Below are 14,533 nucleotides of genomic sequence, written 5' to 3'. Positions count from 1 at the left end.
TTGTGGGGGAGATGTCCGGCAGGACAGAGGGGGGCGTGAAGGATCACCAAAGATCGGAGCCTACACGCTGCTCCGTTGACCTTGGCGCCATCTGGCGAAATGGTAGTCTCCCTATGAACAACCGACACCGCAACCAACCGACGGTAAGCGACACTCCGCTGACCTTCGCCATCCTGGTCTTCCCCGGTTTTCCGATGATGGCGTTCAGCTCCGTCATCGAGCCGTTGCGCGCGGCGAACGTGCTGGCCAAGCGGGACTGCTATCGCTGGATCATCGTCGGCGCCGCCGAAGGCCCGGTCGAGGCCTCGAACGGCGTCGTCATCCAGCCCGGCTTTGCCGCCCATGACGCGCCGAAGGTCGATCGCATCGTCGTCTGCTCGGGCGGCGATGCCGATCATCTCGTCGCGCACGATGCCGTGAGCTGGATCCGCAAGAGCCTGCGCGGCGGCGCCCATATCGGTGCGGTGGCGGATGCGGCGTTCTTCCTCGCCCGCGCGGGCCTGCTCGACGGCCATGCCTGCACCTTGCACTGGACCAGCCAGGCAGCCTTCACCGAAGCGTTTCCGGATATCGAGCTGAGGCGCGATCTCTATGTCATCGACCGCAAGCGCTTCACTTCGGCCGGTGGCGTCGGCAGCCTCGACATGATGCTGGAGATCATCACCAACGATTATGGCGCCGAGCTGGCGGCCGGCGTCGCCGAATGGTTCGTGCACAGCCCGCTGCGCTCCAGCGTCGACCGCAAGCTGATGCCGCTGCGCTTACGCACCGGCGTCCAGAACGAACTGGTGCTGTCGGCCATCGCCATCATGGAGGATGCGGTGGAGGAGCGGCTCGGCATGGCGGAGCTGGCGGGGCGGCTCGGCGTCTCCTCCGACAAGCTTGAACGCAATTTCCGCTCCGAGCTCAGCATCTCGCCCAACGGCTACTACCGCCGCCTGCGGCTGAAGCGCGCCGCTGATCTCCTGGCACATTCGACGCTGATGGTGCGTGACGTGGCGCTGGCCTGCGGCTTTGCGTCGATGTCGAGCTTTGCCCGCGCGTTCCGGGAGGAGCATGGCCACGCGCCGAAGGTGATGAGGAGGCACTAGCGGCGTTAATCGCTCCACGCTGAGTTCCCGCCCACCCCCCTCTGGCCTGCCGGCCATCTCCCCCTCAAGGGGGGAGATTGGTAGCTTCGCAAGCAAAGCTCACTCGACAACTTTGGAGATTGGCGAAAGCTGAAGTGACGTCCAATCTCCCCACCTGAGGGGGAGATGGCCGGCAGGCCAGAGGGGGGTGCTGTCCGGCCACCGCTCACGGCATCCAGCACAACATTTGCGGTTTTCCGCACAACGCCCGCACGTCCTTTGCTCCATGGTCTCGCTTCCAGGAGGCACCCATGAGCATCGTCGTTTTCGACCCCGACAGCACCGAGGACGTTGACTTCAAGGACCGCATGCGGCATCCGGCTGCGGCCGATCCGGCCGGCGGCATGTGGTTGTCGGATACCGAGCCGTCCTTCATCAATGCCGACGCGCTGCGCAAGGGGCGACTGGCCAAGCTGCGCGCGTGGATGCGCGAGGCCGGCTATGGCGGCGTCGTGCTGTTCGACCCCTACAACCAGCGCTACGCCACCGGCTCGCGCAACATGTTCGGCTATTTCCTGCGCAACTCGACGCGCTACTTCTTCATCCCGACCGAAGGGCCGATCGTGTTGTTCGAATATCCGCAGAGCTACCATGTCTCGATGGTGCTCGACACGATCGACGAGGCGCGGCCGTCGAAGCTGGTCTGGTCTTCGGTGTCGGGCCGTGACGACGAAACAGCCGGCCCGTTCGCCGATGAGATCGCCGAATTGCTCAAGGCGCATGGCGGCGGCTCGATGAAGCTCGGGCTCGACCGCTGCAGCCATCTGCAGGCACTGGCGTTGGAAAAGCGCGGCTGCGACGTCCGGGATTGCCAGGGCGAGATTTTGGCGGTGCGCGCGGTCAAGACGCCAGAGGAAGTAAAATGCCTGCAGGTGTCGATGGCTGGCGCCGAGGCTGCGGTCTATGCGGTGCGCGAGGCGATCAAGCCCGGCGTATCCGAAAACGAGTTGTTCGCCATCATGTATGGCGAGGTGATCCGCCAGGGCGGCGAATTCATCGAAACCCGTTTGCTGACCTCGGGCCAGCGCACCAACCCATGGTTCAATGAGGCGAGCGGCCGCAAGATCAGGCCGGGCGAACTTCTGGCGCTCGATACCGACACGATCGGCTGCTACGGCTATTATTCGGACTTTTCGCGCACCTTCCGCTGCGGCCCGGGCAAGCCGACCGATTATCAGAGATCGCTCTACCGCATGGCGCACGATCAGGTTCAGCACAACATCGGGGTCGTCAAGCCGGGCATGGCGTTTCGCGAGATTGCCGAAAAGGCCTGGAAGATCCCGGACCGCTTCGTCGACCAGCGCTACACCTCGGTCATGCACGGCGTCGGCATGCATGGCGAGACGCCGTTCATCGCGCATGCCATGGATTACGAGACCTATGGCCGCGACGGTGTCATCGTGCCCGGCATGGTGGTCAGCGTCGAAAGCTATATCGGCGAAAAGGGCGGCCGCGAGGGCGTCAAGCTGGAGGACGAGATCCTGATCACCGAGACCGGCACCGAACTCCTGTCGCGCTTTCCCTATGAGGACGATTTCCTTGACAGGCACGTTTGAGTGCTGACAGGCAGTTTTGCATGAAAAGCCCGATCTCGATCAAGCGCGGCAAGGCGGCGGCGGTGTTCATCGATCTCCAGGAGGAGCATCGGCGGGACAAGCGCTATCTGGTCGAAGGCTATGGCGACATTCTCGCCAACGTCCAGCGGCTGCAGCAGGCGGCTCGGGCCAACAATGTGCCCCTGTACCACTGGGCCTATATCGTCGATCTCGCCACGGCACGGCCGTTCCACCCGGTCGAGGCCAACGGCAAGTCGGCGTTTTCCGACAAGGACGATCCACTGACGGCGATCTGTCCGGAAGTAGGCCCGGCGACAGGCGAGACGATGCTGGTCAAGACCGATGCCAGCGCCTTCCGCGCGGGGCCTGCCGCCGAGCGGCTGAAGGCCGATGGCGTCGAGTGGCTGGTCGTTGCCGGCGTCTGGACCGAGGCCTGCATCGATGCCACCGTAAAGGACGCGGTGGCGCTCGGGTTTCGCGTGCTGCTGGTCAAGGATGCCTGCGGCAGCGGCAGCACGGCGATGCATCAGACGGCCATTCTCAATCTCGCCAACCGGCTCTATGGCGGCGCCGTCACCACCACCGACGGCGCCTGTCGGCTGCTGGCCGGCGAGACGGTCGAAGCCTGGCAGGTCGAGGGCTCGGTGCCATTGCGCTTCAGCTACGAAAACGCCGCCCGCCTCTACGCCGAGCTCTGAGCGGGACCGCGCCGCGATGATCACCGAGGCCGATCGACCAGAAACGACAGAGCGCGGAAAATACCAAACGCTGCTCGATCCGGAGCTGTGGGCCTATATCGACCGGGTCAATGAGTCGTATCCGCCCGAGATCGTCTACATGCCGATCGACAGGCAGCGGGCGGTCTATGACGCCATGTGCCGGGCGTTCCGCGAGCCCTATCCGTCCGGTGTCAAGGCCAGCGACAGCGCGGTTCCTGCCATTGACCATGCGATCCCGGTCCGGCGTTACCAGATGGCGGGCACGGCGTCACAAGCGATGGTCGTCTATTATCACGGCGGCGGCTTCGTCCTTGGCGGGCTCGACAGCCATGACGACATCTGCGCCGAGATTTGCGCCGGCACTGGCTTTCCCGTTCTGTCCGCAGACTACCGGCTGGCGCCCGAGCATCTGCATCCGGCGGCCTTCGAGGATGCGCTGGCCGTATTCGAATGGGCTGCGGCGACGACCGGCCTGCCGCTCGTACTCTGCGGTGAGAGTGCCGGCGGCAATCTTGCCGCCGCCGTCGCGCATGCGACGCGCCGCCATCCTCGCCATGCGATCGGCCAGGTGCTGATTTATCCCGAGCTCGGCGGTGACGAGCTAGACGGCCCCGAGCTGGACGGCAAAGCGCGCGCCGGCTCCTATGTCGAGCACGCAGAGGCGCCACTGCTGACATTGCGCGACGTCGAATTCTATCGGCATATCCGGGCAGGGAAGGGGCAGTCGCCGGACGACCCAACATTTTCGCCGCTCGGCGATACGGACTTCTCTGGCCTGCCGCCGACCGTCGTCATCACTGCCGAATGCGACCCGCTGTCGGCTGACGGCAAGGCCTATCGCGATCGCATCCTTGCCGCCGGCGGCCAGGCATGGTGGCGCGAAGAGCCGCGGCTGGTGCACAGCTTCCTGCGCGCCCGCAAAACCGCACCGCGCGCCGGCCAGGCGTTTGAGCGCATAATCGCGGCAATAGCCGCGCTGGGCGGAGGTGATTGGCCTGAGTGACGCGGACCGTCCTCCAATCTCCACTGTCGCGGAACAGCGCACAACAACTGCGGAAACCCGAACACTGCTTCGGTCAGGCCAGCCCTATCATCACGCCACGTAAGGAGCCCGCATCCGCGATGCGCCGGCCCGACAGGGAGGATTTACGATGAAGTTCATGCTGACCGACCGGAAATTGCATCCGCAGGCGGAGCCCGTCGCCGATGGCTTCAAGAAAGGCCAGATGAACCGGCGCGAATATCTCGCCACCATGGCTGCGCTCGGCGTCAGCGCTGCCGGCGCGCTGGCGCTGGGCGGGCTTGCGCCGTCACCGGCCAGGGCCGAGGAACCGAAGCGCGGCGGCATCTTGCGTGTCGCCATGAACGTCAAGGGCTGGAAGGATCCGCGCACTTTCGACGGCGTCGAGATGTCCAACGTCGCCCGCCAGTGCAACGAATATCTGGTGCGCTGGAAGCGCGACTTCACCTTCGAGCCATGGCTGCTCGAGAGCTGGGAAACCAGCGACGACGCCCGCGTGCTGACGCTGCATGTCCGCAAGGGCATCACCTGGTCGAACGGCGACACCTTCAACGCCGACGACGTGATCCACAATCTGACGCGCTGGTGCGATGCGTCCGTCGCCGGCAATTCGGTCGCCGCGCGCATGGGCGCACTGGTCAACGCCGATACCAAGAAGGCCGTCGACGGCGGCATCGAGCGCGTCGACGATTTCATCGTCCGGCTCAATCTGCCCAAGCCCGACATTTCGCTGATCGCCGGCATGGCCGACTATCCGGCGCTGATCATGCACCGCAGCTATGAAGGCGACGGCGATCCGCTGAAGGCATTGGCGATCACTACCGGGCCTTGCGAACTCGTCGCATGGGACGCCGAGGTCGGCGCCGAAGTCCGCCGTAAGGACAAGCCATGGTGGAAGGGCGACTTCTACCTCGACGGCATCAAATGGGTCGACTACGGCTCCGATCCCAACGCCATGCTGTCGGCCTTCGAATCGGGCGAAGTAGATACCGACCACGAAACCGCCTCCGACACGGTTTCGCAGACCGACTCCATGGGCCTGAGCAATTCGGAAATCGCCACCGGCTCGACCATCGTCGCGCGTTTCAACATCGGCAATCCGCCCTATGACGACATCAAGGTGCGGCGCGCCGCCCAGCTCGCGGTCGACAACGCCGCCGTGCTGAAGATCGGCATGGACAATCGCGGCAAGCCTGCCGAGAACCATCACGTCGGGCCGATGCATCCCGAATATGCCGATATCGGCCCGGCCGTCCGCAACACCGATCAAGCCAAGGCCTTGCTCGCCGAGGCTGGCAAGGCCGACCACGAATACGAACTCATCTCGGTCGACGTCGACTGGCAGAAGAGCACCGGCGACGCCATCGCCGCGCAGATGCGCGAGGCCGGGCTGAAGATCAAGCGCACTGTGCTGCCGGCCGCGACGTTCTGGAACGATTGGAGCAAATATCCCTTCTCCTGCACGGAATGGCTCGGCCGGCCGCTCGGCGTCCAGGTGCTGGCGCTCGCTTATAAGTCTGGCGCCGCGTGGAACGAGAGCGCCTATGCCAATCCGGAGTTCGACACTCTGCTCGACAAGGCCCTAGCGATGCCTGATCCCGGCGCCCGCAAGGAGCTCATGGCCAAGATCGAACAGAATCTGCGCGATTCCGGCGTTATCATCCAGCCCTACTGGCGCTCGGTTTACCGCACCTACCGCAAGGGCGTCCATGGCTGCGAGCAGCACCAGTCGCTCGAGCAGCATTTCGAGAAGGTCTGGCTCGATGCCTAGTCTCGCCGCTCGAAAGAAAGGCCGGCGTTAGCCCGTCGCGCCCGTCGCTGAAATCTCCTGCCCGAGCCGCACCGTTTCCCGGACCAGCAGGTCAAGATCGTCGCGACGGGTGCGGTGGTTGTTGATCGCCACCCTGAGGCAATGCTGGCCATGCACTGTCGTGTCGGAAATGGCGGCGATGCCTTCTTCCTGCAGCCTCAGCATGATCTCGGTGTTGAGCGCCTTCTGCCTCTCTCCCGTCAGCCCGGCGCCGCGGTAGCGAAAACAAACGATGTTAATGTTCACCGGTGCCACCAGTTCGAGAGCCGGTTCCGCCTCGATCAGCGCGCCGAGATGATGTCCCTGCGCAATGTTCTGGTCGATCAGCCGGCCGAACTTTTCGATGCCGTGCTCTCTCAGCGCCATCCACACCTTCAGCGCGCGGAAACCGCGTGACGTCTGCAAGCCGAAATCGTGCAGCCAGTGGCCGGAGGCGAGTCCGCGCGGGGTCGATTCCAGATATTCCGGCGTCACCGCGAACGTGCCGCGATGCGCGGAGGCATCCCTGATCAGCGCGCAGCCGACCTCGAATGGCGCGTGCAGCCATTTGTGCGGATCGAGCGCGATTGAATCGGCGCGTTCGATGCCGGCAACGCGATGCGAATTGTCCGGCGCAATCGCAAGCAGGGCGCCGATGCACCCGTCGACATGGAACCACAGATCCTCTTGTGACGCCAGGTCTGCCAGCGCTTGCAGATCGTCGATCGCGCCGGTGTTCACGGTGCCGGCCGTGCCGATCACGCAGGTCGGCTTGAAGCCCGCGTTACGGTCCTCGACAATCGCCGCCCGCAATGCAGCGATGTCGATGCGCAGCCCCACATCGCTTGGGATGCGACGCAGTGCCCGGTTACCGAGGCCGAGCGCCTCCATCGCCTTGCGATGGCAGGAGTGAAGCTGGTCGGAGCCATAGAAACGCAGCGGCCTGTCGATGCCGGCAACACCGTGCTCGCGTATGTCGATGCCGGCCTTGGCGTTGCGCGCCACGGTCAGGCCGATAATGTTGGCCATCGAGCCGCCGCTCACCAGCGTGCCGCTGGCCGATTGCGGAAAGCCCATCATGTCCTTGCACCAGTCGACGACCTGGTTGTCCATCAACGCGGCGGCATGGTTGCCGCCGCCGAGATTGGAGCCCTGGATCGCCGCCAGGAAATCGCCGAGCGCGCCGGTGAAATTGCTAGAGCCCATATACCAGGACCAGAAGCGCGGATGGATGTTGCCCATCGGATAGGGCATCAGCTTCCCTGTGACGTCGCCGTAGATTTCGGCCAGCGGAGCCGGCGAACGCGGCAGCGGCGCCGTGAAGAAAGTCCTCACATCAAGCGGCATCTCCTGCCACACCGGACGCTCTCTGACATCGCGCAGGTAAGCGACGGCATCGTCGACGATCCGATGCGACAAGACCTGCACGTCGGCCCAGTTCGAGGGGTCAAGCGTTTCCTCGGTGGCCGTGACGGCCAATCCAGGCTTCGTGTCCATGCAGGCCGCTCCCGATGTGCCGCCGTCACGCCGGAAACTGGCAGCCGGGCGTCGACTGCGAAAGCGCAGTCTCCTCGGCGTCCATCTCGGCTTCGATGCCGTCGAACAGCGGTGTCGTCATGTAGCGTTCGCCAGTATCGGGCAGCATGCACAGGATCACCGAGCCGGGCGCCGCCTTTTCCGCGATCTGCCGCGCCACCGCGAAGGTCGCTCCGCCGGAGATGCCGGTGAAAATCCCTTCCTTCTGCGCCAGCGCCTTGGCCCATTTCATGCCCTCGGGCCCGGCAATCGGCACCACCTCGTCATAGAGGCTTGCGTCGATCGCCTCCTGCAGCACGTCCGGAATGAAGTCGGGCGTCCAGCCCTGGATCGGATGCGGCTCGAAGGCCGGATGGCTGGCGGCAGGCGCGCCACCGGCGCCGCGCTGCTGCGGCTTGCCGCTGCCGATCAGCTGCGCGTTGGCCGGTTCGGCGAGCACGATCCGGGTCTCCGGACGCTCCTGCCGCAGCACGCGCCCGACGCCGACGACGGTGCCGCCCGTGCCATAGCCGGTGACGAAGCAGTCGAGCCGCGAGCCGGCGAAATCGTTGATGATCTCGCGCGCCGTCGTCGCCTCGTGAATGGCGGCGTTGGCCTTGGTTTCGAACTGGCGGGCCAGGAACCAGCCATTGGCTTCGGCGAGCTCCACCGCCTTCTTGTACATGCCGAAACCCTTCTGGGCGCGCGGCGTCAGCACCACCTTGGCGCCCAGCATGCGCATCAGCTTGCGGCGTTCGATGGAAAAACTGTCGGCCATCGTCACCACCAGCGGATAACCCTTCTGGGCGCAGACCATGGCAAGGCCGATTCCGGTGTTGCCGCTGGTCGCCTCGACTACGGTCTGGCCCGGCTTCAGGGCGCCGCTGCGCTCGCCTTCCTCGATGATGTTGAGCGCCAACCGGTCCTTCACCGAGGCGGCGGGATTGAAGAACTCGGCCTTCACATAGATCGTCGCATGATCCGGCCCGAGATTGTTGATGCGGATCACCGGCGTATCGCCGACCGTGTCGAGAATGCTGTCGAACAGGCGGCCGCGCCCGGCCGTGGTTCTGATTTTCTGTTGATGCAACATGTCGATCTCCTCGCTTCCTCGTTGTCTCTTGTCGTCACGGGCCGGTTACAGACCGGTGGCTTGGGCGGCGAGGTTTCGAGACCTTGCCGCGCTACATTTGCCTCCCGGCAATGTGGCCATGGCGGCATCCGGCGCGGAAATTCGCCGCCGGATGCACCGTGTCGCGTTTGGTGATAAAACAAAGGCCGACTGGCCAGCGTGGGAGCAGGCGTGGAAACGCACGTGGAATCCACCCGATCGAGCCTCGACGGCGAGGTGACCGGCCTTTCCGTGCGCCTGCTCGGCCCGCTGACGATCGCACGCAATGGTACCATCATCGCGCTTCCGAAGTCGCGCAAGCTGCGCGCGCTGTTCGCCTATCTGGCGCTGGCGCCGCATCCTGTCGGGCGCAGCCGCCTCTGCGAGCTTTTGTGGGATGTGCCGAACGACCCGCGCGGCGAGCTTCGCTGGTGTCTCAGCAAGCTTAGAGGCATGCTCGATGAACCCGATCGGCCCCGGATTGAGACGCAAGGTGACACGGTTGCGGTCGACCTGAACGGTGTATCCGTGGATGCCGTGGAGATTGCCTCCGCCGCGACGAAGGGAATAGAGACGCTCGAGCTCGAACGCCTGCTGGCGCTTTCCCGGCTGTTCGCCGGCGATTTCCTCGACGGGCTGGAGATCGACCGCAGCCCGCATTTCAACAGCTGGTTGACCGCTCAGCGCCGCCGCTTCAGCTCATGCCACGCGGCCGTGCTGCAACAGCTTGTCGAGCGGCTCCCCAGCGATTCCGATGACGTGTCCGCGCACCTCGAAAAATGGCTAGAGCTCGCGCCATTCGACGGCCGTGTGCATCTGGCCTTGCTGACGAGGCTCGCCCAGCGCGGCCAGTTCGGCGCGGCCGAGGAGCATATTGCGGCCGCCGCACGGCACTTCCAGTCCGAAGACCTGGATTTCGGACCCGTTCGCGACGCATGGCGGGCAATCCGCTGTCAGCACGGCGCGTCATCATGGGTGCAGCCGGCCGTTCCGCTCTCGGTATCCCCTATCATGCTTGCCGATCCCAATGCCGCAACGTCGCGCAAGGCTTCGCTTGCGGTGATGCCGTTTATTGAACAGGCCGGCATCGGCGGCGTTCCTGGTGGCCCTCGCGGAGGGGTTGCCGACGGCCTGACCCACGACATCATCACCCGCCTGGCCAAGCTCAGGGATTTCTTCGTCATCGCGCGCGGCTCGGTGTTTGCCTTGGCGGAGAAAAACATCGCGCCCGAAGATGCCGGGCGGCGGCTCAACGTCGACTATGTCGCCACGGGCACGGTGCGCTGCCAGGCGGGCCGCGTCACCGTTGCGGTCGAGCTGGTCGAAGTGCGCACCGCCAGGATAGTCTGGGCCGAGACGTTCGAGCGCAAGCCGGACGACATCTTTGCCGTGCTCGATGATATCGGCAACAGCATCGTCTCGTCGATTTCGGCCGAGATCGAAACGGTCGAGCGTAACCGCGCCATGCTGAAGGCGCCCAATTCGCTGAATGCCTGGGAGGCCTATCACCGCGGCCTGTGGCACATGTACCGCTTCACCCGCGCGGAAAACGAGCAGGCCCGGCATTTCTTCGACATGGCCTTGAAGCTCGATCCTACCTTCGCCCGCGCCTATGCCGGGCTCTCCTTCACCCATTGGCAAAACGCATTCCAGCGCTGGGGCGACCGTGACCAGGAGAGCGCCATGGCCTTCGAGGCAGCCGGCCAGAGCCTTCTCGTCGACGATCACAATCCGGCCGCGCATTGGGCCATGGGGCGGGCGCTGTGGCTGCGCGGCGAGCAGGACGGCTCCCTCATTGAGCTGGAACGCGCCGTCGACCTCAGCCCTAATTTCGCGCTTGGTCACTATGCCCTGTCTTTCGTCCACTCGCAGTCCGGCGACCCGAAGGCCGCGATCGGCTCGTCCGACCATTCCAGGCATCTGAGCCCCTTCGATCCGCTGCTGTTCGGCATGCTGGGCGCCAGGGCGATGTCGCATGTCCGGCTCGGCCAGTTCGATGAAGCCGCCGAATGGGCGCTGAAAGCAGCCGCGCGTCCCAACGCCCATGCCATCATCCTGGCAATCGCCGCGCATTGCCTTGCGCTGGCGGGACGGCTGGACGAGGCTCAAGGTTTCGCCGCCGCGTTGCGCAAGACGCTGCCGAACTATTGCGCCGATGATTTCATCGGCACCTTCCGCTTCGAGCCGGACGCCGAGGCGCTGTTCCGGCAAGGCGCCAAGCGGATCGGGCTGGGGTGAAGCAGGCGCGGTTAGCCGGGTTCTCTAAACCGCTCATCGCGGCTGAGCCGCCCCAAACATCGTCATGTCCGCAGCCCAAGGCGCCAATGGTCAGATCGGTCGCAAAATTCGTCGACCGGAGCGGATCAGACGGGCTCAACGGATTTGACATTGCCGTCGGTATCCACGAGGCAGCTTGTCTTCTTGCCGCCGGCATCGAGTTCGACCTGATAGGTCTTGGAATCGAGCTTGCTCGATGAAACCGGAAGTATCTTCGTGCTGTCGACGCCGCTGGCCTTGGCGACCGCATTGGCGCAAAGCAGCTGAAGGTCCGCCGGGGCCGTCTCGACCTTGGTCCTGGACATCTGGTCCTGCGGCGGCGGCGATGGCGCGCTGACGCAAGCGCCAAGGGCTCCAGCCAGGAATCCAATTGCTGTCGCCCGAATCGAAGTTCTCACTGCATTTTTTGCCGACATTGCTTGTCCCTCTCCGAATGCCCTCACACGCCTTTGTAAAGTGCCGCCCCCTGCATGAGGACGATGACCTTGGCCCCGACCTTGACGCGGGATGCGAGATCGACGATGTCGTCGTTCCTCATCCGGATACATCCCGACGACACGTCGAGCCCGATAGTCCAGGGCTCCGGGGTGCCGTGTATCCGGTAGATCGTGTCCTGGTCGCGCTCATAGAGGTAGAGCGCCCTTGCGCCGAGCGGGTTGTCCGGCCCCCCCTTCATGCCTCCGGCATATTTCACCGCCTTTGGATCGCGAGCGACCATTTCGGCCGGAGGTGTCCAGGTCGGCCACTCCGCCATACGGCCGACGCGCACGATGCCGGCCCAGCCAAACCCCTCCCGGCCCACGCCGATACCATAGCGCATGGCCTGCTGACCCGGCTGCACAAGGTAGAGAAAGTGCTGGTTGCCATCGATGATGATCGTGCCCGGCACTTCCGCGGTGCGGAACTTGACCATCTGCGGACGAAATGCCTCGGGCACTTCATTATGCGCGGCATAGTATTTGCGCGCCTTGGTGCGATCATAGTCCACCCATTTGTGGGTTTTCGGGTCAAAAACCTGTGTTCCCGCAGCCAGCGCCGCCACCGCGACAAGACCGAACGCTGCCGCGACAATTGTTGCAAGGGAGCTCCGCTGGAGAGTGGCGCGCCCCACGGTCATCAGATTTCGGGTCATGGATTTGCCCACCCGTGCACCCGGGCGCCTTGTGCGGCAACCCATTGTTTGGCGTATTCATAAGGATCCTGACGCTCTACCTGGAGCGCATAACTCATCTTGGTGATTTCCTCGGGCTTCAGCTCGACCCGTTCCAGGAACGCCACCACCTTCGGATATTTTTTGCGCAGCGAGGTGGCGTAGGCGATATGGAAATGGGCGGTATCCCATGACACCGGCGCACTGGACTTCGAGACCCAGAGCGGGTCCTCTGACGGCAGTACGATCTTCCACCTTGCCGGATCGAAGGGCGGCTCGGTAAGCCGGACAATGTCGTGCAGCTCAAAGACGTAGTGCGGCGCGTAGCAGGCAAACACCATTGGATGATCCGTGGCGACCGCGGCATCGACAGCCGCCATTCCGGCATCCTCGGGCGTCTCCAGCAAGGTCATTGTCTTGGCATAACCATAGCTGTTGGCGCGGACGCGCTCGATAGCGGTTGAGGACCAACCCTCAGCGCCTATCCAGAGTTCGCCACGTCCGTCGCCATCGGTATCCAGCGCGGCGGTTTTCTTCGGGTCGCTGAGATCCGAAACGTCGCGAATTCCAAATTTGTCGGCTGCTTCACGCGTCGCGCATATGCCTTGCCAGGCCGGCACGCCAATGGGGCTGATGGCCACCGTGCCGGCCCCGTCGACATACTTCTTCACCAGATTGTCGAGGTTGGGCAGCCAGATTTCGGGATGAATATCCACCTCACCCGAATTGAGGCCGGCAAAGGCAATAAGCGTCCCCATCTCGCGCACGTCGGCATCGAGCCCGAAATTTTCCTTCAGGCTGACCTTGAGGATGTTTGCCGTGGCCTGGCCCGACGGCCAGTTCGGCATCGCAATGACGAGATCAGCCGCGTGGACCGGGATGTTTAGCGCCAGCATCGTCAACGCTGCCAGCGACATTTGCCGCAGGCACTGCCGAAATCGGTTGTGCATCTCTTCCCCCCTCGCTTCGGTGCTGAAATGAACCGGGACGGGAACAATCTGTCGCGGCAAGCACCGGGTTGTGACACCAGCCCCATCTTCGGACGGGCAACTGCTGAAGGTGCAGCAGTGCGTTCGCCAACCAGCGCCTTCACGTGCCGCCACTGCACGCTACCCGATGACAATCCGACTGGGAAGATGCTCACAACGCGGCCGCGGCCCCCCACTGCGCCGCTATGCGGCACGCCGCAGCGTTGAAAAAGTCGAATGATTGAGCGGCGTTTCTTTCGGCCTGCGCAACGGCTTGGCTGGATTCGAAAAAAATACCACAATAGATTCGGATTATAGCGATCATATAAGAAGCGATGCCGTCGCGCCTTTTTACAAGGCTGGGCGAGAATTCACAATAACATATGAAACTACTTGCAATAACGCGAGATAAAGAGAATGAAGCTAAGAGCGTATTCCGCAAACTTGCTTCCGATCATATTTCAGCATCTGCTAAGATAGCCGGCGCTGGTTCCGAATTATTAAGCATTTGCAAAATTCATCGCCGCAATATTGTGGTTTTTCCTTGCCGCAGGCCGAATCGGATGCAACTTTTTAGAAGCACAGCCGCGTCAGCGGATTGTTGAAACATGCTTGGGCGGACGGGGCACTAAGCATGGAGAGGAATATTGACATTCGCTAATGCGGCGGCCCCCGCTGGGAGCGTTCCCTCCCACGTAAGAGATTACGGCAACCGTCGGCTAACTCGTCGAATGCATCGCCCACAGCCTGGCTCTCGTTCGATGGCCGGCGAAGCTTTGCCCTCCTCCGATTGGCGCCAGACTTCGCGACAAAAGCGGGGATCGCCGCCTGCGATAGCCTTCCGATGCGGACGATCCGAGCCGCCAGCCAGTCGGAGGAATGAATCATGAAACTCGTAATCTGTGCGGCCTTGGCCACTGCTTTGATGGCAATCTTCGGTTGTACCACCGACGACTACGATGGTTGTCGCGGAAAGGGCTGCCTGGTTGATCGGTCCCATAAAGGGAGCCGGAAGATAGACGACCGGCCGCAGTTCGACAGGAACGGCAATCCCAACTTCGATACCAGGGGCCGTTACATCGGCTGCCATGGGCTCGGATGTAAAGTCGACGATCCTGATGACGGGGATCAAAGCATCGACGACAGGCCGCAGTACGACAAGGAAGGCAATCCGAACTTCGATACGCAAGGCAACTACCAAGGCTGCCGCGGCATCGGCTGCGAGGTCGATACACCGGACGATGACAACTCATCGGACGACGACGATTCCGATTAGTGGACCCTCCAATACGAACGA

12 protein-coding genes are annotated in these 14,533 nt (G+C 63.4%); 7 read left to right on the top strand and 5 right to left on the bottom strand.

Annotated features, from left to right (window positions below; genetic code table 11):
- The first annotated feature begins 113 nt into the window (after positions 1 to 113).
- The 5 genes from NKH01_RS28640 (at position 114) to NKH01_RS28620 (ending at position 6,197) form a co-directional block, all read left to right on the top strand.
- Complete coding sequence (locus NKH01_RS28640) at positions 114 to 1,091, top strand: GlxA family transcriptional regulator (protein WP_353023519.1); 978 nt, start codon at positions 114 to 116, stop codon at positions 1,089 to 1,091.
- A 290-nt stretch (positions 1,092 to 1,381) separates the two neighbouring features.
- Positions 1,382 to 2,686, top strand: coding sequence for a M24 family metallopeptidase (locus tag NKH01_RS28635; RefSeq protein WP_352845452.1), 1,305 nt, complete (start codon positions 1,382 to 1,384; stop codon positions 2,684 to 2,686).
- A 20-nt stretch (positions 2,687 to 2,706) separates the two neighbouring features.
- Positions 2,707 to 3,384, top strand: coding sequence for an isochorismatase family protein (locus NKH01_RS28630; protein WP_352481348.1), 678 nt, complete (start codon positions 2,707 to 2,709; stop codon positions 3,382 to 3,384).
- A gap of 16 nt (positions 3,385 to 3,400) precedes the next feature.
- Positions 3,401 to 4,408, top strand: coding sequence for an alpha/beta hydrolase (locus NKH01_RS28625; protein ID WP_353023516.1), 1,008 nt, complete (start codon positions 3,401 to 3,403; stop codon positions 4,406 to 4,408).
- A gap of 148 nt (positions 4,409 to 4,556) precedes the next feature.
- Positions 4,557 to 6,197, top strand: a complete 1,641-nt coding sequence (locus NKH01_RS28620; protein ID WP_352789131.1) for an ABC transporter substrate-binding protein — start codon at positions 4,557 to 4,559, stop codon at positions 6,195 to 6,197.
- A gap of 27 nt (positions 6,198 to 6,224) precedes the next feature.
- Here NKH01_RS28620 and NKH01_RS28615 read toward each other — a convergent pair whose 3' ends face one another.
- Together NKH01_RS28615 and NKH01_RS28610 are read right to left on the bottom strand one after the other, a co-directional pair.
- Entirely contained in the window at positions 6,225 to 7,712 is a 1,488-nt protein-coding gene (locus NKH01_RS28615) for a pyridoxal phosphate-dependent decarboxylase family protein (protein ID WP_353023514.1), read from the bottom strand.
- Between the two features lie 25 nt (positions 7,713 to 7,737).
- The gene (locus NKH01_RS28610; RefSeq protein WP_352918727.1) at positions 7,738 to 8,823 is read right to left on the bottom strand and encodes a PLP-dependent cysteine synthase family protein; all 1,086 of its coding nucleotides are present in this window, start codon (positions 8,821 to 8,823) and stop codon (positions 7,738 to 7,740) included.
- Positions 8,824 to 9,045: 222 nt separating this feature from the next.
- On the opposite strand from NKH01_RS28610, the gene NKH01_RS28605 reads away from it, so the two are divergent.
- The gene (locus tag NKH01_RS28605) at positions 9,046 to 11,079 is read left to right on the top strand and encodes a transcriptional regulator (protein ID WP_353023512.1); all 2,034 of its coding nucleotides are present in this window, start codon (positions 9,046 to 9,048) and stop codon (positions 11,077 to 11,079) included.
- Positions 11,080 to 11,204: 125 nt separating this feature from the next.
- On the opposite strand, the gene NKH01_RS28600 is transcribed toward NKH01_RS28605, so the two are convergent.
- From NKH01_RS28600 to NKH01_RS28590, 3 genes are all read right to left on the bottom strand, one after another.
- Entirely contained in the window at positions 11,205 to 11,423 is a 219-nt protein-coding gene (locus NKH01_RS28600) for a hypothetical protein (protein WP_352592252.1), read from the bottom strand.
- A gap of 134 nt (positions 11,424 to 11,557) precedes the next feature.
- On the bottom strand, positions 11,558 to 12,250 hold the full coding sequence (locus NKH01_RS28595; protein WP_502912688.1) for a L,D-transpeptidase: 693 nt from the start codon (positions 12,248 to 12,250) through the stop codon (positions 11,558 to 11,560).
- A complete protein-coding gene (locus tag NKH01_RS28590; RefSeq protein ID WP_353023508.1) occupies positions 12,247 to 13,218 on the bottom strand; it encodes an ABC transporter substrate-binding protein in 972 nt (323 codons plus the stop codon). Before NKH01_RS28590 ends, NKH01_RS28595 begins: the two co-directional genes overlap by 4 nt.
- Before the next feature lie 904 nt (positions 13,219 to 14,122).
- Here NKH01_RS28590 and NKH01_RS28585 point away from each other — a divergent pair.
- A complete protein-coding gene (locus NKH01_RS28585; RefSeq protein WP_031193957.1) occupies positions 14,123 to 14,512 on the top strand; it encodes a hypothetical protein in 390 nt (129 codons plus the stop codon).
- The last annotated feature ends 21 nt before the right edge of the window (positions 14,513 to 14,533 follow it).

It is taken from the genome of Mesorhizobium sp. M1403 (genome assembly GCF_040317695.1).
Taxonomy (GTDB): domain Bacteria; phylum Pseudomonadota; class Alphaproteobacteria; order Rhizobiales; family Rhizobiaceae; genus Mesorhizobium.
The sequence above is the reverse complement of the archived record's forward strand: the minus strand, read 5'-3'. Positions and strand labels throughout refer to the sequence as shown.